Source organism: Colwellia sp. SU-HH01217, assembly GCF_057543495.1.
Window position 1 is genome coordinate 111,154 of record NZ_BAAJLX010000006.1, and the last position, 23,558, is coordinate 134,711.

Consider the following 23,558-nt stretch of genomic DNA (forward strand, 5'->3'; position numbering starts at 1 on the left):
ATCTGTTATGAGGATTTATGCTTATTTAAACTAAACTCTTGTTCTTTGTAGTTTATGTAATTGCCAGAGAGCATGTTGCACGCCGAATGAATAAAATAGCGCAATACCTTAAATGGGAAGTCAGTTATACTTATGCATATTTTAAAATTTACGTTAAGTTATTTCTTTAGGCGCATTACATGATAAACAATGACATTCTTCGACGCGTTAGCACTATCTTCAATCTTTCAAACGAGAAAATTTTATCGATTTTCGACTTGGGCGAGTATGAAGTGACAGAGTTACAATTAGCTAATTATTATCAAGCTAAAGACAATGCTGCTTATATTCAATTGCCGGATGTTGGATTAGCTAGTTTTTTAAACGGTTTAATTATAGAGCAAAGAGGGAAGAAGGATGGGCCGCAACGTCCTGCAGAGCAACAAATTACTAATAATGCTATCTTTAACAAAGTTAAAATTGCCAAAGCTTTAAAGGCCGATGATGTGATTGAAATTCTTGAGTTGTCAGGAGTTACTTTAGGTAAATATGAGCTAAGTGCATTTTTCAGAAATGTTAACCATAAACATTATAAGCTTTGCTCTGACGAAGTGCTGTCAGCATTCTTAAAGGGGTTGAAAATACAAGCTCAACAATAGAGTTATCTCGTTATGATCTCGCTCTAATTTCATCATTAACTTAGAGCGATTATTCTCTGTTAATCCCCCCAGTAGCTTTACTTAAGCTTCTTAAAAAGGAGCTGGGTATTGTTTTAACAGCGATTGAATATCACTGAGTAGACGTTCAGTTAAAGGAGCGTCAAAGGCGCTAATATTCTCTTTTAATTGTGCCATTGTGGTTGCGCCTATAATGGTTGAAGTTACGCCATTGACTTGATCAACCCACCCGAGAGCTAGCTTTGTTGGAGTAATATTATGTTGGTGGGCTAATTCTACAAAAGCTTGTGCTGCCATATTGCTATATTTAGTATCTCTGAATAAACCGTTTCGTTGGATAAATGTCCATCGGCTGCCTTCTGGTCTTGCCCCGTTATAGTACTTTCCTGTTAACAGGCCTGTCGCTAATGGCGACCAAGGAAGGTAAGCTATATTTTCATTAACACAAGTTTCAATAACATAAGGCCAATCTTTGGTGTGCAACAGACTAAATTCATTTTGCAAAGATACCATTTTAGGTAAACTATGTTGCTCGCTTAAACGTAAATATTGATTAATTCCCCATGGCGTGTCATCAGATAAACCACAATACCTAATTTTCCCCGCTTGAATGCAAGCAGCTAAGCCTTGCAAAATATCTAACATATTATCAATTTTTTGCTCGGACTCTTGAGGCAAAAAATTAATCGCGTTAGGTTGATGATTACCAAAATGTGGTGTTGAATAATTAGGCCAATGTAATTGGTATAAATCAATATAATCCGTTTGCAATCGTTTAAGTGAGTCTTCTACCGCCTGGATCACTGTTTTTCCACTAATTGGGCTAGCCTCTCGAATATAAGAAAAGCCCGGGCCGGCAATTTTTGATGCTAATACGATGTCTTTTCTTTTATGTGGATTAGCCGCTAACCAATTACCGATAATTTCTTCCGTTTTCCCATAAGTTTCTTCTGAGGGAGGCACGGCATACATTTCTGCAGTATCGACAAAATTAATGTCTTGTGAGATCGCATAATCAAGTTGTTGGTTAGCATCTTGTTGATTATTTTGTAAGCCCCAAGTCATACTGCCTAAACATACTCGAGAAACATTTAGTGTACTGCTGCCTAATGGGAGATATTTCATTTGATTTCTACATCCTATTTAAAGTTAACTTGTGCGCTGTTATCACTAACCTACTATTTTAATACGCTTAGCCAATAAAGGTTACCTAGCTTAGTTGAAAGAAGCAACGAAGTATTATTTTCAATAAAAAAGGAGCCGAAGCTCCTTTAGGGTTTACGTACGTTTTACTTTATTTTTTACCAAATTTTTACGCGTTTTTCAGGTGCAATATACATAGCATCGCCTTCTTTTACGTCAAACGCTTGATAGAACTCATTCATGTTTGATAATGAACCTAATGCACGGAATTCACCTGGCGAATGAGGGTCAGTTGCTACACGGTTACGCATAGATTTTTCGACAATTTTAGAACGCCAAATTTGTGCATAGCCCATAAAGAAGCGTTGATCGCCTGTTAAGCCGTCAATCACTGGCGCCTCTTTACCATTTAATGAGGCTTTATAGGCTTTGTAAGCAATAGTTACTCCAGATAAATCACCAATGTTTTCACCTAAAGTTAATTTGCCATTCACGTTTAAATCATTAAATACTTGGTAATGATCGTATTGAGCGACTAGTGCGTCAGTACGCGCTTTAAACTGAGTTAAATCTTTTTCAGTCCACCAGTTGCGTAAGTTACCGTCACCGTCATATTTACTACCTTGATCATCAAAACCATGGCCCATTTCATGACCAATTACCGCACCAATACCACCGTAGTTTACCGCGTCGTCTGCTGCTAAGTTAAAGAAAGGAGGTTGTAAAATCGCCGCAGGAAATACAATTTCATTTTTTGTAGGATTGTAATATGCATTTACTGTTTGAGGTGTCATCCCCCATTCTTGCTTATCAATTGGACCACCGAGTTTTTTCACTTCTTTTTGATGCGATACTTGGCTTGAACGAATAATGTTACCGACTAAGTCATCAGATTTGATGGTAAGTGCAGAATAGTCTTCCCATTTGTTCGGGTAACCAATTTTAGGATCAAAGCTTGCAAGCTTAACATGCGCTGCTTTTTTAGTGTCGTCAGACATCCACTCTAAACTATCAATACTTGAGCCATAAGCATCACGTAAATTTTCAACTAAATGTGTCATACGAGATTTAGCTTCAGGTTTAAAATGGCGAGCAACATAAACTTTACCAATAACTTCACCTAAGTTACGGTTAACTGTGCTTACACCACGTTTCCATTGTGGGCGTTGTTCTTGACGACCATTTAACTGCTTTGAAAAGAAGTTAAAGTTTTCATTATCAAGGTCAACCGTTAAGTAACTGGCAAAGTTACTTAACGAATGGAAAGTTAAATAGGTTTGCCAATCGGCTAATGAAGTAGTGGCAAATATTTGGTCGAATGCTTTGATGAAACTAGGCTGGTTGATAATAATATCTTTTTGTTTAGCTACACCTTGAGCAGCCAAATAAGCTGACCAATCAAATGATTCACCAAGCTCATTAAGTTTAGCGACATCAAATTTATTGTAACGTTTTTCACTATCGCGAGTTTCTACACGAGTTAAGTGATGCTTAGCTATTTTTGTTTCTATCTCCATAACCGTTTTAGCAGCAGCAGCGCCATTGGCTAATCCTGCTAAATCAAACATTTTTTCAATGTGCGCAAGGTAGCCGCTACGTAAGTCGACAAAACGCTCTTTTTCATTGATGTAGTAATCTTGATCGGGTAAACCAAGGCCGCTTTGCCAAATGTGTGTAGCGTAGCGAGAAGAGTCTTTAGCATCGACACTAATATAAAATGCTAACGGGCTACCAACACCCATGGCTTGATATTGACCAAAGAATTGGGCTAAATCTTTTTTATCTTGTAATTGCTTAATTGCATCGAAAATAGGTTGTACAGGTGCCGTACCTAGATTATCTCGTTGTTCTGTGTCCATGTAAGAGCGATATAATCCAGCCACTTTTTGCTCGTCTGACCCCATTTTTAAATCATTGCGTTGTGCAAGTTCGGTAATGATTGCTTTTACATCGTCGTCTGCTTTGTCGCGTAAATCATAAAATGAACCAATGGCTGTTTTGTCACCAGGGATTGTATGGCTTTTCAGCCAACCACCATTCATGTAAAGATAAAAGTTATCTTGTGGGCGAACAGTTAAGTCCATATTGACTTTTTCAATGCCTGAGGCAAGGGCAGTTTTTTGCATGGCTGAAGCTGATGATTGATTGGCTGATGTTTCGTTATTCGTGTTGTTACAACCGGCAACAATCAATAAAGATGAACACACTGCGCTTGTTATTAATGCTTTCATTGTGAGTGAAATGTCCTATTTGATATTAATTTTAGTGTCATGATAGTAGAGCGTTGATAAATTAAATACTAGTCACTGACATATATGTTTACATGTTTCGAAAAAATTAACTGTATGGCTATTTGTACAAATTATTATTTATTGTTTTGTAGGTTGTTTTAACTACTTGATTTTATATGTTTTTTATTTGTGTTGTTTTTATTTAAAGGGTTTTTCTGTGAGGCAGTGCGACATTGGAGAATATAATCCCAGCGACTAGAGACATAAAAATTAAAAAAGTTTGCGATCCCATTGTCGGTAAAGGCAGCATTTCTTGCCCTGATACTAAGCTATTCAAGCCAATATATACTTTACTTCCAGGTACTAAAACAACTAAGCCCATTAATCGAACGATGCTCGATGGTAAGTTCATAACACGAGAAAACAAGTTGGAATATAAACCTAATGCAAAAGCGCCAACAAAAGCCCCAAGCGCAACACCTAAATATCCACCGGCCCAAATACTAACCGAAAAAGAAATATAACCAGCGATTATTCCCCAAGGGGCATCTTTTTTTCTTGCTTTAAATAAGATAGATAAACAAATAGATAATACTGTAACAGCGACCCATGAGGTCCACATAGGAGTTGTTTCAGGGGGAACAAATTGAGCGGTTCCCCATAATAAATTCCCCAATGCCATGCCTAATACTGCGCCAAAATAAAGTTTAAACAAAACCATGACACCATCCATAATTCTTGCGGTGCCTGACATCAAATGGCGTGCTGCAAGCTCTGACAAACCAACGGTAAGCGAGAGTCCAGGAATAAAAGCAATAATGCTAGATAATATTACCATGGAGATATTTATGGTGGGATCAAACTGTGAAATAGCTGACGCTAACATTGCAGTGGTTAAAGCTGCAAATGGTTCAAGCATTTCAGTTACTCGTCGAGACTTTGTTGACCACACGACCAATCCATAAACGATAAAGCCTAGCAGCGTCGACCAAAGTACGTCATTCCAACTGGTGTGCATTAACATCGAAAATGCTCCGCTTGAAGCACCGAAAGCAAAAAAAGTTAACCAAAAACCATAAGGGGCAGGTTTTTGGCTTATTTCATAAAGTCGGTCAATGGCTTCTTCTAATGTGCGCTCACCTGATGTAAGTTCATCAACAAGTTCGTCAATACGGGCTAATGAGCCTAAGTCGATTTCTCCTGGTGTTACTCTTACCAAATGATTGTATTGTTGATCGTCTTCATCATCACTTAAAATAAAAGTAAGCGAGGTTGGGGAAATAATAAAAGAGGCGCGCAATTGAAGAAAATGAGCAATACTCAATAAGTTATCTTCTAAACGATAAGCAGTGGTGCCTAATTTGTGTAAAGCTATACCTAATCGAATGATAAATTTTCGTTTGATATAAAAATCATCTGAAGGTGACATAGGGATAGATTTCCAAAATTAGCTTATGATAGGCTATGTTAATTGATTTTTGCTCAATGAGATAATGATTTTTATCTATAAGTATAAATATGTTACGGAGCGCTTTAAGGAAGAAATATGATTTTGTTATACATTTTATTAGCCGTTTTTGTAGGCGTGTTTTTAATGGTTGTTATTGGACAAAAATTTGGGAAGCCGATGACCTCAGAAGAGCAATCTAAATACGCGAAAATTACGCCAATTCTCGTTTTTATTTTAATTATTGGCGCAATTGTTAGGGAACTGCTTTAACGATGCTTGCCATATTTATTTTTTGTATTCACTAGCATTCTAGCTATAGCGAGTAAATCTGGTGAGATATCATCAGCACCGTCTTTAATTAATTTACTCACATCGCCAGATGAAAATAATGATCCTCGTTCAGATTTTACACCGAGCGATCTAACAAAATCTTTAGTTTTTCCTGTGCTGCAAGTGTCTATATATTTGAAAATTACTTGTTCGTTAAAGTTCTTGGGCTCTTCTTTTAAAGTAGTAATTTGTTCGTTAAGTGATTTTATTTCTGATTCTAAGTTTTCAATATACTCGGCAATATTTGAATAAGGCTTCATGTTTTATGCTCTTGTTAGGGGGAGTGTTATTGTGACTATTTTACCTGTAAGTCGGTGAATTAACTAGACGATTAAAAATAATGTAATCAATACTTTCAATTATATTAAAATCAACAGGAGTTAAAAACTCGAAGGTATTGAAATATGCGCTAATTGCATTATGATGTTCGTGAAAATGACATGGTTTTATGTTGGCGTAACTAAATTATTATTTAATAAATAACCACTTACCCAGTATTTACTCCCACTAAACTAGTATGAAAAGCGGTTTAGTTTTAACAATTTAAATTTCTATCTTTAAGATAATAAAAACATCAAGGAATGATAATGCTTAACAACTGCATTTTTTTACTTTTACTCTTTTTCACCACTCAGGTTTTTGCAAAAGACAACGCCGATGTATTTGGTCAACTTCCATTAATCAATGACATAAAAATTTCACCTGATGGCTTAAAAATAGCATCGTTGCAAAATGTGGGTGGTGACTATCGTATTGTCATTCGAACATTGTTTAAACCTGAAGTTAAGCCTATTGTTTTTGGACTTGAAACAGCCAAAATAAGGGATATAGACTGGGGGAATAATGATCGTATTATTTTCAATGCAACCATCCCATATCACTCAAAATCTGATAATGAAACTTTTACTATGTATCGATTAGGTTTTTTAAATGTACATACTAGTGAAGCCATTTGGCCATTTAATAAAGGGAGAAATAAGTATTATATTGGCGCGCCTTTCGTGGTAAATAAGCTTATTGATGAGCCAGATCACGTATTGATTTCTTATGTGGGTGATTTACTCAAAGTTAGGTTAAGCGATGGTGATAAAGATGAGGTCGATACACCGAGAAAATCTAGTGCATGGGTCACCAATAAATCAGGTGAATTATTAGCTTATACTCTTTATCACAAGCGAGATGACAAACACACTGAAATGCTAAAATCATCAGAAAGTGATGATTTTATAACACTGAAAATATTAGATGGTGAAGAAGAAAAGAATTTCGAAGGTAATATTAAGTTAGTAGGAAAAGACTTAAAGTCAATTTATTATACGGAACGTGCCAACGATGATGTATTGAATTTATTTAAAGCCAATGTTGAAGGTCAGCGATTAGTTGATAGCAAAGTGGTTGCTAATAATGGAAAATTTGACGTAAATGCTATTCTCCGCGATTATAATAACTCTCAATTATTAGGCGCTCAATTTACCAATAATTTCATAGAATATGATTATTTTGATCCGACCTTAAAGCAAGTACAGGCAGATTTAAAAGCAACCTTTCCAAAATCTGAAGTTGAAATCACTTCATACTCAGTAGATAAGAATAAATTTATCGCTAAGATTTCCAGCAAAGATTTTCCTCTTGAATATTTTTACTACGATCAAAATAAAGGGCAATTAGCAAAAATTGCAGACGGGTACCCTAAAGCGACAAGTACTGCGTTAGGTGAGGTGTCTCAATATGATTATGTTACAAGTGATGGCACAACTATCACAGGGTATCTGACTAAACCAAAAACGCACGATAAAAGTCTACCTCCTTTAATTGTTATACCACATGGTGGTCCTGAAACTAGAGATAACATGGGGTTTGATTGGATGAGACAGTTTTTTGCCTCAGAAGGCTACGCTGTTTTTCAAACTAACTTCAGAGGTTCGTCAGGGTACGGTAAGAAGTTCGCTGAAGCAGGGTACGGCGAATGGGGCAAGTTAATGCAGCAAGATGTTGACGATGGCGTTGACAGCTTAATTAAAAATGATTTAGTTGACGCTAACCGAATTTGTGTTGTTGGTGGTAGTTATGGTGGTTATGTCGCTTTATATAGTGCAACGAAAAGATATAACAAATACAAATGTAGTGTTTCATTTGCAGGGGTAAGTGATTTAAGTGACATGTTTTACCATACTAAAGAACAATTAGGTGGTATTGAATACTGGGAAAAAAGTATTGGCGAAAGAAAAAATTTAGAAGAGTTAGATAAATACTCGCCAGTTGAATTAGTGACAAAAAATACACGACCAATTTTAATGTTCCATGGGGATAAAGATACAGTTGTTCCGCTCTTTCAATCAGAGATGATGTATAAAGCCTTAAAAAAAGCAAAGATAAAAGATGTTGATTTAATCGAATTAGAGGGTGAAGATCACTGGTTTTCAGAGCAAAAATCTAGGAAGAAATTTTTAAAAGAATCCTTAAAATTTATCGAGGATAATATATAAACACAACAGAAGTAATAGTCATAAATAGACCACAATTTTCATGATTAAAAATTTGTGGTCTAGCTGTTACTTTATATTTATCCGTCAATGGCTAAATGAGCTTCTAAAATAGCAAAAACATCATTCGCGGTTAATGCATTTAATGGGCGTTGAGAGAGAACATTCATATCATCGCTTAATGTATTGCCCACACCAATACCTACGGTATCTTCCTGATTATCTATCAAGATTAAAATTACTCTAATGTTGTTATCAACATTATCAATGGTTACTGCGTCAGCAGGTATGCCTTTTTTTCGTAATACTTTATCCATTAATCCTACTGATGTATGAGCGTTTGGATATTTCTCTGCTAATAAATCGTTGGCCATCGCTGATATTTCGTAAAGACTTTTTGTTGTTGCTTTCATTGTTACTCCATTAAGCAGCCAACTAATCATAGTTGCATAAATTACTACTGAATAGTTTATTAATAAGTGAGTGTGAGATAAACCAAATAAGCATTATAAATGCTAAAAGATGCACTTTACAGGGGGGCAGTTACGTAAATCAATGTAATAAGGACTTATTTAAAAGTACTTCAAAGATTAAGAAGCTCCTACAAAATTTATTAGTTTAAAGAAAATGCAATTTTTTTGTCACAAATGTTCTTTAAGATAAATATAAGTCTGGTCTAGACCAGTCATTTGCCACTTTAAAAATACTTAAGGAATACCATGTCAAAGTTAACCGCAATAGCGACAGCGTTAATGGCGCTCTCAAGTTATCAAGTGCTCGCAGAAGCCACTATCACGGGGTCGATTAATGATAGCTCAGGCGTTTTGTCTGGCGCTAAAGTGTCAATTGTTGGCACTGATATCAATACAGCAACTAATTATCAGGGAAAATTTGAATTAAGTCACCTCCCTGCAGGGAGAAATACCCTGAAAGTAGAATACTTAGGTTATCAGTCCAAAACTTTTAATATTGATGTGCTCGATAATCAAATCAATAGAGTGGGGGCGTTTACTTTAAATGTGGCAGACGACACCATAGAAGAAGTGGTTGCAATTGGTCACATGAGAAGAGGCGCTGTTTTATCGACCAACATGCAAAAAGAGTCAAACAGTATTAAAAACTTCTTATCTTCAGATGGTATTGGAAAATTACCGGATAGAAATGCCGCTGAAGCAGTACAACGTATTCCTGGTGTTTCAATTGAACGAGATCAAGGTGAAGGGCGCTTTGTAGCTATTCGTGGACTACCTTCACAGTGGAGTTCAACCAGTATGAATGGAGACAGACTGCCGACAGCTGAAGAAGAAACCACGAGCCGTGCCGTTGCCTTTGACTTTTTCCCTACTGAAATCATTGAATTAGTTGAAGTATCAAAAGCGATTACGCCAGATATGGAAGGTGATGCTATTGGTGGTAATGTAAACTTTATCACTCGCCGAGCACCCGATGAGAGAACACTTTCAGTAAACCTTGCAGTAGGAAAAGCTGAGAAAGCAGAAGGAGGTAGTCAATCATTTAACCTTTTATATGGCGATCGAAGCGATGATGGAAAGCTAGGTTTTTTAATAAACGCCACAGCGTTAGAGCGTGATTGGGCAACTGATAATTATGAACCTAGACGTGAAATTGATGATGACGGCATAGCTGGAGTTCATCGCTTAGAACTTCGAGATTACACCGGTACACGGACAACTTATGGATTAAATGCATCAGGTGAATACCTTTTCGATAAAGGCATGGTTTACGCTAAAGGCACATATGGCACGTTAAAAGATGAAGAAACGCATTATAAAAACAGAGTACGTTTCAATAAAAACCGTGTCGAATTACAGCATATCTATGATGAATTAATCACTGAAATGTACGGACTCCAAATTGGTGGTGAGTACGACTTAAACTTAAGCACTCGCTTAGACTGGAAGTTAAGTACTTACGAAAACCAATTTGAATATGGTGATATTCCAAACGGCGAAGACAATGCTTATTACGTGGTGAAATTTAAGCAAGGTGTTACTTTTGATGATGATGTTGGCATGCGAGATGGTCAACATGTAGGAAGTGGTCTTATATATAACACGATTGATGGAGGCACAGATCCCGCGCGTGGAATTGGCATGCATTTACCTAATAACTGGGCCATGGATCCTACGCAAGCTGTTTTAGCCGATGTTGAATTGTACGGAATTGACATCAGCGAAAAAGATAAAATAGTCGCTCAACTTGATTTAACTCATTGGTACAGTGATGCATTAGAGTTGAAAGCTGGGGTTAAATATAGAGACAAAGAACGTAATGCGACTTTCTACGATAAATTTTATGGTTGGAATGAAGCGGAATACGGTGCAACACCGACTTTAGCCCAAATTGCAAATGACTTAGGTGTGGAGTTAGTGGATCAACCGGGACGTAGTGACTATTTAGATAATTTTGCTATTGATTATCAACAACATTTTTCACAAGTGATCCCCGTTAACGATTTAAAAAGATGGTGGGATGACAATAATCATAAACTAACTTTTTTGCCTGGCGATTCAGAAGTGGTTGAAAATGGTGGTGGTTTAAGCCGTAACTTTGATTTATACGAAACGCATATGTCAGCTTACGGTATGGCGACTTATAAGTTTTCAGAGCAGTGGTCAATGGTAACAGGTGTTCGAGCTACGCAAACGTCAACCGATGTTGACGGATTTGTCGCCGTTGAAGATGCCAATGGGACAACTGTTGAAGCTGTTTCAAGTAGTAATGACTATTGGTCAATTTTACCGTCTATGCATCTAACGTATAAAGCGGATGATTTAAACAATGTTCGTTTGGCAGTAACTCGTACTTTTGCAAGGCCTGATTTCGGACAATTATCGCCCGGTGCTACTTATCTAGAAATGGAAAATACGCTGAATTCAGGTAATCCAGAATTGAAACCAACCTATGCTAATAATTTTGACTTAATGTATGAGAGATATTTTGATGATGCGGGTGTTATTTCTGTTGGTTACTTTTTTAAACAGATTACGGATCCCGTTTTTTCTCAAAGTTATCAAGCCGATTATAGAGGTGAATCCGTTACCGTAAAAAGCCCGTTAAATGGCGATAACGCTTGGTTACAAGGTGTTGAATTTGCGACAAACTCGAGTTTTTCGTTTATCTCAGAATCATTAAGTGATTTTGGCTTTAACTTCAATTTAACTTGGATGGACTCTGAAATGTCTATTCCTAATCGAGAGGATAAAGTTAACATCCCTCGTCAGGCTGATTTGCTGTTTAATGGTTCAGTTTATTATGAAGGTTACGACTTTGCTGCTCGAATTGCTATCAATCATAAGGGCAGTTACATCGAAGATCACGGCAGTAATTCGAGTTTAGATACTTATTATGGTGATTACACCAGTGTTGATGTATCTGCTTCATATAATCTTACGGATCAAGCAATGATTTATATTGAGCTAAATAATTTAACCGACGAGCCTTTGCAATATTACACAGGCTCAATTCAGCGCCCTAATCAAATAGAGTATTACGGATTACGCGGGCAAGTTGGCTTTAAATATGACTTTTTCTAAGTTTATTTAACCTTAAATGCAGTGGTTCACCGATTTGATACCACTGCGAAATTACATTAAGTATAAAGTCAGGCTCTGTATGAAATTCTCACTAAATGTTTTGTTACAACGTAGCTCAACACCCATATTTGTTATTTATGCGGCCAGTGCTGCATTCATGACTTATTTTTGTATGTATGCTTTTCGCAAGCCTTTTGTTGCTGCAAGTTATGACAATATTGAAATATTCTCTGGTGTTATCGATTTTAAAGTCGCTTTAGTGCTCGCTCAAGTTTTAGGTTATTTATTGTCTAAGTTTATTGGCATTAAAGTCATTGCTGAAATGAAGAGCAATAAAAGGGCACTTGCCATTTTAATACTTGTCATGTCGAGTGAACTGGCATTAATTGGCTTTGCATTAGTCCCTGTTGATTACAAATTATTATTCATGTTTTTAAATGGTGTGCCTTTAGGCATGATTTGGGGACTTGTTTTCGGTTTTTTGGAGGGCAGGAGAACGACAGAAATATTGGGGGCTATTTTAAGTATTACTTTTATTGTGGCATCTGGTTTAGTTCGTTCAGTAGGTAAATGGTTAATAGATGCAATGGGTGTGGTGGATATATGGATGCCAGCAGTAACAGGCGCATTATTTACAATACCTTTGTTTATATCCGTATATTTGTTAACACAACTACCTCAACCCAGTGCTGAAGACATCGCAGAGCGCCAAGAAAGAGCCCCAATGAATGCGCTGCAACGTAAACGCTTCTTTGTTGCTTATGCTCCAGGAATTATTTTACTCATTTTAAGTTTCTTATTAATTACCGGGCTGAGAGATTTTCGAGATAATTTTTCCGCGGAAATTTGGACTGCTCTAGGCTATGGCGATGAACCTACTATTTTTGCATACGCTGGCATTCGTATCGCTGCGATTGTGTTATTTGCCTTAGGTGCCATGGTTGTTATTAAAAATAATGTTCGTGCATTTTTGGTGAATCATATTTTTATCTTACTCGGCTGTGGGCTACTTGGTGGAGCGACATTGGCTTTTCAAGCTGGCGTGTTAGATGGAAAATCTTGGATGGTATTGTTGGGAGCCGGATTATATACCGCCTACATACCTTATAACTGCTTTCTATTTGATCGCATGATCGCTGCCGTTGGGGTAACAGCTAATGCGGGATTTTTAATTTACCTTGCTGATTCTGCAGGGTATTTAGGGAGTGTCAGTATTTTATTGTATCGAACATTCTCATCTGCTCAATTAAGTTGGCTCGAATTCTTTATTAACCTTTGTTATTTCGTTTCAGTAGTTGGCGCAGGCTTAGTGGCTTGTTCGATGAGCTATTTTAGTCATCTACTTTATAAGCAACATTACCCCCCTCAAAGAGTGAATGAACATTCGTTAATACAAGAAAACTAAGCAGTTTAGCTATGAGTTAATTATTCAGAATATAACAGTAAACAACTCATCGATAGTGAACACACATTAAATACATTTTAAAAACTAGGAAATATTATGAACAAACTTGAAGCGGTAATTTTTGATTGGGCTGGTACGGTTGTTGATTTTGGTTCGGTAGCACCGACACGTATTTTTGTAGAGGCATTTAAACAAGCTTTTGATTTTGATGTCACCTTAGCAGAAGTTCGCGTACCTATGGGAATGGGAAAATGGGATCATATAAAAACTCTTGGACAATTACCTGCTGTTAATCAACGTTGGACTGAACAATTTGGCAAGCCTATGACAGATGAAACTGTGGATGAAATATACCGTGCTTTTATGCCTTTACAAAAAGCTAAAGTTGCTGAGTATGCGCAACCCATTGATGGTGTTTTACCTATTATCGATTGGCTAAGAGGACAAAATATAAAAATTGGTTCATGTTCTGGTTACCCAAGGGAAGTGATGGAGGTCTTAGTACCTGCTGCAGCTAAACTAGGTTATCAACCTGACTGTTATGTAGCGAGTGATGATTTAAGAGCTGGATCGCGTCCGGGTCCTTGGATGGCATTACAAAATGTAATTGAAATGGGAATAAAGGATGTAGCTCATTGTATAAAATTTGATGATTCTGCACCGGGTATTGCTGAAGGCTTAACTGCAGGTATGTGGACAATTGGTCTTGCATTAACAGGTAATGCGGTAGGTTTAACTGACAATGAGTGGCGCGCACTAACAAAAGAAGAGCAAGAGAAATTGAAGAACACTGCTTATGCTGAACTATTCTCAAGTGGTGCACATTATGTTGTTGACTCATTAGCTGATGCCTTGCCGGTCATTCAAAATATAATGGCGAAAATTGCGCGAGGTGAACGTCCTTGAGCGTCGAGCAACCTTTTTGGTTTGAGCAAGCACTAGCGCAAGAAAATAGTCGTCCATTGAATAAACTAACAGGGAAAACGTTAGCTGATGTCTGTATCGTGGGTGGTGGCTATACAGGGTTATGGACAGCGATAAAAATCAAACAGCAGTCACCTGAAAAAGATGTTGTTATTATAGACAAAGGTTTGTGTGGGCAAGGGGCATCTGGGCGTAATGGTGGATGTATGCTTACTTTATCTACTAAATATAATACGTTAGCTAGTTTATTCGGAAAAAATGAAGCTGTGCGATTAGTGCAAGCGTCAGAAAAAGCGGTATTCGACATCGCTGATTTTTGCCGAAAATATAGTATTGACGCTGAAATTAGGCTCGATGGTGCTTTATATACAGCAACGAACACTGCTCAACAAAGTACGCTTCTAAGTCCTTTAGATGCTTTGAAGGAGGCAGGCATCAATCGCTGGCAAGTTAAAGATCAAAAGTTTGTTCAACAATGCTCTGGTTCTTCGCAACATCTACAAGGTATTTATAGTGCAGCGGCTGGTACTCTACAGCCTGCTAAGCTAGTGCGTGGTTTAGCTCGTGTTGCACAACAACTGGGAGTGAGAATATTTGAAAATACTCCGATGAACAGTATTAATTATGGCAAAACTGTAAAAGTGATCACGCCAAAAGGCGAAGTGCATGCGCCACGATTAGTGTTAGCTATGAATGCCTGGATGGCAAAAGCGTTTAAACCTTTTAGCCGAAGTATTGTTTTAGTTTCTTCGGATATGCTTATTACTAAAGCTATGCCTGAGCAATTATCTGAAATTAATTTTAATCATGGTATGGCTGTGGCAGATTCACGACTTTTCGTGCATTACTATCGTAGTACTCCTGACGGACGTTTAATGCTAGGTAAGGGCGGAAATTTATTTGCTTATGGTAATAGGATGTTGGAGGCATTTGATCGTCCAAGTAACTATCGAGCAATGTTAAAGCACTCTTTTGACCAGTTTTTCCCTTCATTAGTACCTAGTTTCGAACGTAGTTGGACAGGCGCTTCCGATCGTTCAGTTACGGGCGTACCATTTTTTGGTCGACTAGAGGGGCAAAGTAACGTTTGCTATGGTCTTGGATACTCTGGTAATGGCGTAGTGCAAAGTTATTTAGGAGGAGAAATTTTAGCCTCTTTAGTTCTAGAGCAAGATAACGAATGGTCTCGCTCTGGCATGGCACAAGGCTGTCGGGGAGTTTTTCCTATAGAGCCATTTAGAACATTAGGCGCTAAAATTATTCGTCGAAGTATTCTAAGAAAAGAAGCGATGGAAGATAATGAACAGTCTGGTTATTGGTTTGACAAGCAATTGTCAAAACTTGCCATGTCTGTAGGAAAGGCAGATAAATAATGCCAACAGTAATTAACGAGATTTGTCAATTATTTCAACGATTTGGTGGTAAATATTACGGTGAAAACTGTACACAATTAATGCATGCTATTAGCACAGGGGAAAACGCACGTTCAGATAATGCATCACAAGCAATTGTTGTCGCGAGTTTTTTGCATGATATTGGTCATTTTTTAGCAGATGAGAGTAACGTTCAAGGTTTTACCGAGTTTGGCCACCCTAATCATAGTGAAATTGCGGCAAACTGGTTAGATAAACATGGTTTTCCTGATAGCGTTACGCAGCCTATCAGGTATCATGTTTGTGCAAAACGATATTTACAACGAAGCCATAATAAACTCTCGTCTGCGAGCTTCGCGACGTTAAGTCAACAAGGAGGAAGTATGACTGAAAGTGAAGCGGCTGCTTTTGAAAGTAATGATTATTTTAACGATGCTATTCAATTGAGAAAGTATGACGACTTAGGCAAACCAACTTATATCTTGACAGATGATATTGATAGTTGGCTTAAACGCGTTGAAGCTTTCTACCTTGTAAGCGGAATGAAGCGTAAATAAGACTTATTTTAAAATTATAAAAAACTGAGGGAGCCGATGATGCTTTTATATCAACAAATAAAGCAATACATAGCAACGCTTATCAATGACAGGAAACAACATGTAAAGCTCCCTTCTGAGCGACAGTTATTGGATAAATTTCACTCGAGCCGGATTACCGTAAGAGAAGCGTTATTTCGGCTAGAAACAGAAGGATTAATATACCGGCAAAATAGAAAAGGCTGGTTTGTTAGTCCTGCTCGGTTACATTGGAATCCGGTAAAAAAAGTCAATTATTATCAATTAGCCAAAGAGCAAGGTTTTGAGCCTAAAACTCAATTGATAAGTGTTAAGCATGGAATAACAGAACCTGTCATTTCTCAGGCATTTAAAGAAACAAATCAACAGAATTATTGGCAAATATACCGATTAAGATTTTTAAATGAAAGGCCCGTTATGTTGGAGGAAATTTATTGTCAGCAAAAGTTATTTCCTATGCTTAATGAACAAGATTTAACTGGCTCTATTACAACGTTGTTTTCTCAACATTTTAATATCACTATTGAATCTGAACAAAGCAGTATTCATATCACCGCATTACCTGATGATAAAGCTGAACTGCTTAATTTAAATGCAGGAGCTCCTTGTTTAAAGATTATCCGGAAACGTTTTTGCCAGCACAAAACATTGATTGATTATAATGTAGAATATTGGATCCATGGTGCCATAGAAATCGAAGTTGAAAGTCACTAATTCGACTATTTAAGCGCTTTTTCAATACCTTATTTATGTAAAATCACTCTTTATTAATAAAGAGTGATTCATAATGTTGTATTTACAACCAATAACGGCTGTCGGCTATCGCATTTAACAATTCTTGTATGTCTTTTGGATATATTTCGCCAATATTACCTATGCGAAAACAATCAGCATCCGATACTTTGCCAGGATAAATTACAAACCCTTTGCCTTTAAGTGCTTGATAAAATTCTTTAAAGTTATAGTTTCCTACAGTTGGTGAATGAAAAGCAGTAATAATTGTCGATTGTAAGGGCCTATCTAATAGTGCCGTAAACCCTAATTCACTCATACCTTGAACAAGTAAAGATTGATTGTCAGCATAGCGTTTTGCTCTTGCTGAAATGCCTTTTTCTTGTTCCAGTTCGGTTAACGCTTGTGCAAAAGCTCGTACCACATGTGTCGGTGAGGTAAAGCGCCATTTACCTTGATGTACTTCCATAGTGTGCCATTGATCATAAAGATCTAAGCTAAGTGATTTGGCTTGCCCCTGGCATTGTTCAAGCAGGGGTTCTTTAGCAATAATGAAACCAAAGCCTGGGACTCCTTGGATACACTTATTAGCTGAGCTGATCATATAACCAATGTTTAAATCACCTATATCAAATTCTATCCCGCCAAAACTAGACATAGCATCAAGAATAAATACAATGTTTGCTTGCTGGCAAATGCTAGCAACTTCTTCTAAAGGGTTGATCATGCCTGTGGTGGTTTCGCAGTGAACCATAGCTAAGTGTGTAATAGTAGAATCTCTAGCTAGAATATCACTGATATCTTTACCACTTGGTTGCTCAGTTTCTTTATATTTAAGTACGCTGTGCTCAATATTTAACATTTGGCAAATTTGCACCATGCGTTGTCCATAGGCGCCATTATCTATTACAAGAATTTTATCTGTGCTTTTAAGTGCACTACCAAGAACTGATTCAACTGAAGCAGTACCACTGCCTTGCATTAAAACACTTGTGTATCCTGAATGCTGGGTTGCTAGTTTAGTGAGTTGAGTGCGAATATTTTGCACTATTTCAATATTATAATCATCATCCCATGTACACCAGTCTGTCATCATTGCTTGTTTGACTGTTGGTGAGGTTGTTAAAGGGCCAGGGGTAAGTAGTTTGTAATGATTCATTTTGTATACCTTAGTTTTGTTGGTCTAGACCAGATTGTAGGTTGACTATTTGAATGCCACAATAGCTAAAACAATTCTTCATAAAACTGTCATGATTTTTTTGAAACTTGTTGATTGTTTTGGTTAAGAGTTTTCTGTAATTAACAGTAAAAGAAAATTTTTGAAGATAAGGATATAATGGTAATAGTAGATATAAATAGTATTTTTATCGGACTTTTAAGGTAAAGCTTTGTTGTAATGAGCATCGACCTAAAGTGTTATAACTTCGATCCTCAACAGTAATCTCTCCCTGTTTATTTTGCATAATAATTGTCGTAGTTCGAGTGCCGTATTCTGGGGAGATAATAAAAATAGCACTAAGGAGTTTTTCCCACTGTGATGATATTCCTGTATTTGGAAGCTCTTCTTTAGAGGCTTGCTGAGTATCTTTCATCAAGTTGAATAAATTATCAGTAACGAGCTTTGGATTACTTTTTGAGTGACTAGTAATAAAAGACGTTAATTTACTTTGCCCAACTGCCATCTTTGGCCAAATATCGTCAAGTGCGCCATTAGATAAACTGTGAACACCACTCGGTAATTTTTTACATTGCTTATTCACACTATCGAAATAATGTAAATTGTCGAGTTGGCCATACACTAAGTTAAAGCCATTGTAGTGAGTTGAGTTTTCGCTAAGAAGTAGGTTAACCTCTTGATCAGTTTTCAATAAAGACTGTATTACTAACTCACCGCGGGATTTTTTCTTAGTATCAAACTCTGTAGGTTGTCTGTAATTTGTCAATGCTGAAAATCGCCCTTGTGGTGTTAAGCCCAGCCAAGTACCCCCTGCCACTAAATCTTTTCCTGCTAAAATATTTGGTGAATCCCAAAAGTGCATCGCTTTAGTCGGGCGTTGATGAAACTCATCTCGGTTCGCACAAATAATAACGGGATAGTCGGGGTGTTGATCAAGAGCAAAAAATAAAATGCACATAAGAATTAAGTTGGCTTTTTTTGACAGTTAACAGTAAAGGTTAACGCAATAGATTGTTGATAAGAGTATAACTTATGGTAACTCTTTCTTTATTGCAAAGGTAACCTCAGGTAAAATTTAGTCATACTTTTATTATCACGTTAATTTTAAGTTAGCTTTCAACTAGTTTTAACTTAACAATAAGGAATACAAATGTTTGAGCTGCCAACTGTAAATCTTAAAGGCAAAGTGTCTGCGGATGAATGGCAAACAAGAGTAGAATTAGCGGCTTGTTATCGTTTATTTGTTATGCATGGCTGGGATGATCTGATTCATACTCATATCTCCGCTCGTATCCCTAATTCAGAGCACCTTTTAATTAATGCTTTTGGCTTAAGTTTTGATGAAGTTACTGCGTCTAATTTAGTAAAAATTGATATTGACGGTAATATTGTTGACGAAGACTGCCCATTCGAAATTAATCCTGCAGGGTTTACCATTCATAGTGCAGTTCACGAAGCGCGTCATGAGGATCAGTGTGCACTGCATGTTCACACTAACGAAACGATTGCCATTGCTAGTCTTGAAGAAGGATTGTTGCCTTTAAGTCAATATTCGATGTTTGCTTTAGCTTCGTTAAGTTATCACGACTATGAAGGTTTAGCGGTGAATCATGAAGAAAAGCTGAGACTTCAAAAAGATCTAGGTAATGCTAACTTTATGTTGTTACGCAATCATGGCGCGATGACAATGGGCAGAACGATTGGTGATGCATTTATGCATATGTACGATTTAATACGCGCCTGTCAAGTACAACTGCAAGTAATGTCGACGGGGATGCAACCGATTTATGTTGACCAAAGTATTGTTGATGGCATTAAAGCCCAAGCTAATATTGTTCATTCAGGACTTACTGGCGGACAAAAAGCTTGGCCTGCAATGATGAGAAAAGTGTATCGAGATTGCCCTGGTTTTGATCAGTAAAATAACAATATTTGGCAAATAAGCCATTGAAGCTTTTGAATTACAAAAAATTATTTAAGGTATAAAAATGAAAGTTACCCACGTAGAAATTTTTGATATTGAATGCCCTAAGCGCCCAGGTTGGAACCCAGTTTTTATTCGTGTTCATACTGATGAAGGAATAAGTGGGGTAGGTGAAGCAGGGCTCGCTTACGATTGGGGACATAGTGCTGCAGCAGCAATGTTAAAAGAAATTACAGAAGCAGTACTCATAGGTTTTAATCCGTTTAATACTGAATTGTTATGGACAAGAATGCTCCGAGAAAGCTTTTGGGGATTAGGTGGCGGACCTGTTTTATATTCAGCGATGAGCGCAATTGATACTGCACTTTGGGATATAAAAGGAAAGGCACTAGGCGTGCCGGTTTATCAATTACTTGGCGGTAAGGTTAATGAAGAGTTACGCACCTATGCTAGTCAATTACAGTTTGATTGGGATACAACAGTCAGTAAGTTAATCGAGCCTGAGGAGTATGCTCAAGCTGCATTAAAAGCGGTTGCACAAGGTTATGATGCGGTAAAAGTCGATCCAATAGTTTATAACCAAGACGGCAGTTCTTCTTTTGATCGCACTAAATTATTTACCCAACCGCAAATGCGTTTATTTGGTAATAGACTGCGCGCTATTCGTGATGCTGTTGGTGATGATGTTGATATTATTTTTGAATCACATTCATTAATGGGCGCAGCGTCAGCAATTCAAATGGGTAAAATTGTCGAAGAAGTTGGCTGTATGATGTACGAAGAGCCGGTAAACTACTTAAATGCTGCGGTACATAAGAAAGTGTCGGATAATGTCAATGTGCCAATCGCTGGTGGTGAACGTTTATACCATCGTTGGGATGTTCGACCTTATTTTGAAGATCAAAGTATTGATGTTTTGCAGCCTGATATAGGTTTATGTGGCGGCTTTACTGAAGCGAAAAAAGTGTGTGATTATGCTGATGTTTACGATATTCGCATTCAAGCTCATGTTTGTGGTGGACCTGTTGCTACAGCGGCATCACTGCATTTAGAAACAGCTATTCCTAACTTTTTAATACATGAACATCACACTTACGCCACTAAAGACTGGAACCGTGAACTTTGTCTTCAAGATCCGCAACCGACTAATGGCATATTTAAAGTAACAGAAGTACCAGGTATTGGTATTGAGTTAAATGATGACGTGGTGAAACGTTCACCCAATGTGACGATAAAATAAGGTAACGCTAATTCACGGCTAACTTATACCAATTAACGGCATTTTGATAAGTAAATGCCGTTAATTGCTGCTCAGTATAAAAGTCGTTCAGCTGATAATCATTTTGCCAGAGTTCACTATACGTTTTATTAAATAATGTTAATGGAAAATTACTGGCGAACATCACTCTTTGATCACCAAAAGCATGCACGCACTGTTTAATAATGCGCTGCTGCCATTTATTTGAATACTGCCTATTGACCATTTCCCAGCCCGAGCATTTTATGGCGCATTGAGAGAATTTACTTAAGCTTAATAAGCCCGATAACCATTTTTGCCAAATAACTTCTTGTTCATGCTCGCCTTCAAAATAGGGAGGCCAACCAGCATGGTTAATAATTAGCTTTAAATGGGGGCACTGCTTGATAATGTTTGTTAACAATGAGAGTGCTGAAGAATCAGAAAGTGACATCTGAAGATCAAAGCTCAACTTTTTAAGGGCTAAATGGGCTAAGTTAGTTTGAACATTTACTTGTGCAAGTAGCTTACATGCTTCGTCATCTAAGATATGTCGGCAGCCAACAACAGAAGTGTAACTGAGCAAGTGTTCAATTTGCTGAATAAACAGCTCAGGTCTTAGAGTTAAATCGATACTAGCAACGGTTTTAAAAGGCAATTGACAGGTTGCTTCTAACCACGCAATTTCGCGCCAAGGTTTTATATTATCAAAACCTGCTTCAATATGGACAAATCCAGCTAACTGACTATATTCGTTAAGGTGTAAGTCCTTTTCAGTAAAGTTATGATTAATTAGGTGTTTATCTGACCAAAACGGCGGGTTTTCTTTTTTTAGCCAATGATAATCCCCTTGAAGTAAATCAAACAGATGAAGATGTGGATCAATAATTTTACTCATAGCTGTTATTGCGCCGTATAACCGCCGTCTATGACTTGTAAACTACCGGTAATAAATTTAGCTTTATCACTCGCAAGAAACAATATAAGTTCAGCGACTTCTTCAGGTTGGCCTAATCGCCCTAAAGGTTGCAGTTGGGACTCTTCTTGATGTATACGCGCTTTATCAGCACCTGACTTTGCGCAATAATTATCAATTGCTTTGTGGTATAACGGTGTTTCAATTGTGCCAGGGCACACCGCATTTGCACGAATGTTATATTGGGCATAATCAAGCGCTGTAGTTTTTGCCATTGAGGCGAGGGCTGTTTTACTTAAATTATAAGCAAAAGAGTTTTGTTTACCAATTAGCGCTTGATCAGATGATACGAGAATGATTGCCCCATTGTTATTGGCTTTCATGCTAGGTAGTACTGATTTAATCGCTGAAAATGCCCCTTTAACATTGATTGCAAACACCTTATCTAATTCGGCTTCACTAGTGTTTTCAATGGTGGCTGAAAAGTGAATGCCGGCATTTGAAACTAACACATCAATTGATCCTGTATCGGCAATGTCACGAATGATATTAGATACTTGATCTGAATTTGTGATGTCACATTGTCGATATTCGCCAAACTCACACGGGTGTAAATCAAGGTTAAATACACGGTAATTGTTTGCTAAAAACAGTTGAACAATAGACAACCCAATACCAGAACTTCCACCGGTAACAATGCATGTTTTCTTTTGGTTAAGACTCATATTAATCTCGTGTTAGATAAAGTGTTTTTGTGCAAGCTCTATTAAAAAGGCGATATGCAATTTTAATCAGCTTATTGTAAAGGCATTTGAGGTGCAGTTGAATTTTATTTTAATAATATTGTTTACTTACTAAGCGATTAGCATTATGATGGCGCCGTTATATATTCTCCTCTCGTTTATCTAACTGATTATCTTAGTAGGTAATCTGTGTTTGTCTTTCCATTTCACAGTCAGTCATCACCAAAGTTTAAGCTTAATTATTGCCTGATCATCGAATTCAATGTTCGTATTTATCTTGTGAGTTTCAATTCTTAATCGTTTGTTCCCAATAATTTAGCTTTATTTATTCATGCGTTTGGCGCAAATTTTAAAGAGTTATATTATGTCTTATACATACAAAGGGGCTGAGTTAGTTGTTAACTCACCTGTACAATCAATATCCGTTAACAAACTTAATGTCGTTGTTAAAGATCAACAAGGATCACAATTATTTACGTTTAATAATGTGATTGACTCAAAGCAGTTTTTAGCTTGGGTCTATCAGGCATAATTACTGCCTCATACTGTATTTTTGTACGATTGAAAAAGGCTAAACTATATCGGTTAGCCTTTTTTGTTGGCATTGAAGTTATACTAATTTCATTAAGTTATTTTACTTGTATTGGTTAAAATTCCTCAAAGCGGCGTTGCTCTTAATTTCAATAGCTAGAGATTGGTCAA

Annotated in this window: 21 protein-coding genes; 12 read left to right on the forward strand and 9 right to left on the reverse strand. The window is 37.2% G+C overall.

The genetic code is table 11. The annotated features are described in order from the left end of the window. The first annotated feature begins 179 nt into the window (after positions 1-179). Complete coding sequence (locus AC27G3_RS09690; RefSeq protein ID WP_487121046.1) at positions 180-638, forward strand: YehS family protein; 459 nt, start codon at positions 180-182, stop codon at positions 636-638. A 90-nt stretch (positions 639-728) separates the two neighbouring features. Here the strand turns inward: AC27G3_RS09690 and AC27G3_RS09695 are convergent, their stop codons facing one another. From AC27G3_RS09695 to AC27G3_RS09705, 3 genes are all read right to left on the reverse strand, one after another. Then, positions 729-1,781 carry an aldo/keto reductase gene (locus tag AC27G3_RS09695; protein WP_487121047.1) on the reverse strand — a complete coding sequence of 351 codons (1,053 nt, stop codon included), beginning with the start codon at positions 1,779-1,781 and terminating at the stop codon, positions 729-731. Positions 1,782-1,957: 176 nt separating this feature from the next. Continuing rightward, the gene (locus tag AC27G3_RS09700) at positions 1,958-4,030 is read right to left on the reverse strand and encodes a M13 family metallopeptidase (RefSeq protein WP_487121049.1); all 2,073 of its coding nucleotides are present in this window, start codon (positions 4,028-4,030) and stop codon (positions 1,958-1,960) included. A gap of 202 nt (positions 4,031-4,232) precedes the next feature. Beyond that, positions 4,233-5,459, reverse strand: coding sequence for a threonine/serine exporter family protein (locus AC27G3_RS09705; RefSeq protein ID WP_487121051.1), 1,227 nt, complete (start codon positions 5,457-5,459; stop codon positions 4,233-4,235). Positions 5,460-5,576: 117 nt separating this feature from the next. Between AC27G3_RS09705 and AC27G3_RS09710 the strand changes: the two genes are divergently transcribed. Then, on the forward strand, positions 5,577-5,750 hold the full coding sequence (locus AC27G3_RS09710) for a hypothetical protein (RefSeq protein WP_487121053.1): 174 nt from the start codon (positions 5,577-5,579) through the stop codon (positions 5,748-5,750). Here AC27G3_RS09710 and AC27G3_RS09715 read toward each other — a convergent pair. Beyond that, the gene (locus AC27G3_RS09715) at positions 5,747-6,070 is read right to left on the reverse strand and encodes a hypothetical protein (RefSeq protein ID WP_487121055.1); all 324 of its coding nucleotides are present in this window, start codon (positions 6,068-6,070) and stop codon (positions 5,747-5,749) included. The genes AC27G3_RS09710 and AC27G3_RS09715 overlap by 4 nt on opposite strands. A gap of 327 nt (positions 6,071-6,397) precedes the next feature. Here AC27G3_RS09715 and AC27G3_RS09720 point away from each other — a divergent pair, with 327 nt between their 5' ends. Continuing rightward, positions 6,398-8,296: an alpha/beta hydrolase family protein gene (locus AC27G3_RS09720; protein WP_487121057.1), complete on the forward strand. Its 1,899-nt coding sequence runs from the start codon at positions 6,398-6,400 to the stop codon at positions 8,294-8,296. A 77-nt stretch (positions 8,297-8,373) separates the two neighbouring features. Here the strand turns inward: AC27G3_RS09720 and AC27G3_RS09725 are convergent, their stop codons facing one another. Further along, complete coding sequence (locus tag AC27G3_RS09725; protein ID WP_487121059.1) at positions 8,374-8,706, reverse strand: hypothetical protein; 333 nt, start codon at positions 8,704-8,706, stop codon at positions 8,374-8,376. A 306-nt stretch (positions 8,707-9,012) separates the two neighbouring features. Here AC27G3_RS09725 and AC27G3_RS09730 point away from each other — a divergent pair, with 306 nt between their 5' ends. The 6 genes from AC27G3_RS09730 (at position 9,013) to AC27G3_RS09755 (ending at position 16,841) form a co-directional block, all read left to right on the forward strand. Then, positions 9,013-11,850 (forward strand): TonB-dependent receptor, encoded by a 2,838-nt coding sequence (locus AC27G3_RS09730; protein WP_487121061.1) that lies wholly within the window; start codon positions 9,013-9,015, stop codon positions 11,848-11,850. Between the two features lie 79 nt (positions 11,851-11,929). After that, the gene (locus tag AC27G3_RS09735; protein WP_487121063.1) at positions 11,930-13,255 is read left to right on the forward strand and encodes a DUF5690 family protein; all 1,326 of its coding nucleotides are present in this window, start codon (positions 11,930-11,932) and stop codon (positions 13,253-13,255) included. Between the two features lie 96 nt (positions 13,256-13,351). Beyond that, positions 13,352-14,161 (forward strand): phosphonoacetaldehyde hydrolase, encoded by an 810-nt coding sequence (gene phnX, locus AC27G3_RS09740; protein ID WP_487121065.1) that lies wholly within the window; start codon positions 13,352-13,354, stop codon positions 14,159-14,161. Continuing rightward, a complete protein-coding gene (locus AC27G3_RS09745; RefSeq protein WP_487121067.1) occupies positions 14,158-15,552 on the forward strand; it encodes an FAD-dependent oxidoreductase in 1,395 nt (464 codons plus the stop codon). The genes phnX and AC27G3_RS09745 overlap by 4 nt, the downstream gene beginning before the upstream one ends. Further along, the gene (locus AC27G3_RS09750; protein WP_487121069.1) at positions 15,552-16,109 is read left to right on the forward strand and encodes an HD domain-containing protein; all 558 of its coding nucleotides are present in this window, start codon (positions 15,552-15,554) and stop codon (positions 16,107-16,109) included. Before AC27G3_RS09745 ends, AC27G3_RS09750 begins: the two co-directional genes overlap by 1 nt. A gap of 36 nt (positions 16,110-16,145) precedes the next feature. Beyond that, a complete protein-coding gene (locus AC27G3_RS09755; RefSeq protein ID WP_487121071.1) occupies positions 16,146-16,841 on the forward strand; it encodes a UTRA domain-containing protein in 696 nt (231 codons plus the stop codon). A gap of 82 nt (positions 16,842-16,923) precedes the next feature. On the opposite strand, the gene phnW is transcribed toward AC27G3_RS09755, so the two are convergent. After that, the gene (gene phnW / locus AC27G3_RS09760; protein ID WP_487121073.1) at positions 16,924-18,018 is read right to left on the reverse strand and encodes a 2-aminoethylphosphonate--pyruvate transaminase; all 1,095 of its coding nucleotides are present in this window, start codon (positions 18,016-18,018) and stop codon (positions 16,924-16,926) included. 205 nt (positions 18,019-18,223) lie between these two features. Next, on the reverse strand, positions 18,224-18,994 hold the full coding sequence (locus AC27G3_RS09765) for an NRDE family protein (RefSeq protein WP_487121074.1): 771 nt from the start codon (positions 18,992-18,994) through the stop codon (positions 18,224-18,226). 192 nt (positions 18,995-19,186) lie between these two features. On the opposite strand from AC27G3_RS09765, the gene AC27G3_RS09770 reads away from it, so the two are divergent. Together AC27G3_RS09770 and AC27G3_RS09775 are read left to right on the forward strand one after the other, a co-directional pair. Further along, positions 19,187-19,957: a class II aldolase/adducin family protein gene (locus tag AC27G3_RS09770; RefSeq protein WP_487121076.1), complete on the forward strand. Its 771-nt coding sequence runs from the start codon at positions 19,187-19,189 to the stop codon at positions 19,955-19,957. A gap of 67 nt (positions 19,958-20,024) precedes the next feature. Next, positions 20,025-21,200 carry a mandelate racemase/muconate lactonizing enzyme family protein gene (locus AC27G3_RS09775; protein ID WP_487121078.1) on the forward strand — a complete coding sequence of 392 codons (1,176 nt, stop codon included), beginning with the start codon at positions 20,025-20,027 and terminating at the stop codon, positions 21,198-21,200. A 7-nt stretch (positions 21,201-21,207) separates the two neighbouring features. On the opposite strand, the gene AC27G3_RS09780 is transcribed toward AC27G3_RS09775, so the two are convergent. Both AC27G3_RS09780 and AC27G3_RS09785 read right to left on the reverse strand, forming a co-directional pair. Then, positions 21,208-22,095, reverse strand: a complete 888-nt coding sequence (locus AC27G3_RS09780) for an amidohydrolase family protein (protein ID WP_487121080.1) — start codon at positions 22,093-22,095, stop codon at positions 21,208-21,210. 5 nt (positions 22,096-22,100) lie between these two features. Beyond that, entirely contained in the window at positions 22,101-22,838 is a 738-nt protein-coding gene (locus AC27G3_RS09785; protein WP_487121082.1) for an SDR family NAD(P)-dependent oxidoreductase, read from the reverse strand. 382 nt (positions 22,839-23,220) lie between these two features. Between AC27G3_RS09785 and AC27G3_RS09790 the strand changes: the two genes are divergently transcribed. Then, entirely contained in the window at positions 23,221-23,388 is a 168-nt protein-coding gene (locus AC27G3_RS09790) for a hypothetical protein (RefSeq protein WP_487121083.1), read from the forward strand. The last annotated feature ends 170 nt before the right edge of the window (positions 23,389-23,558 follow it).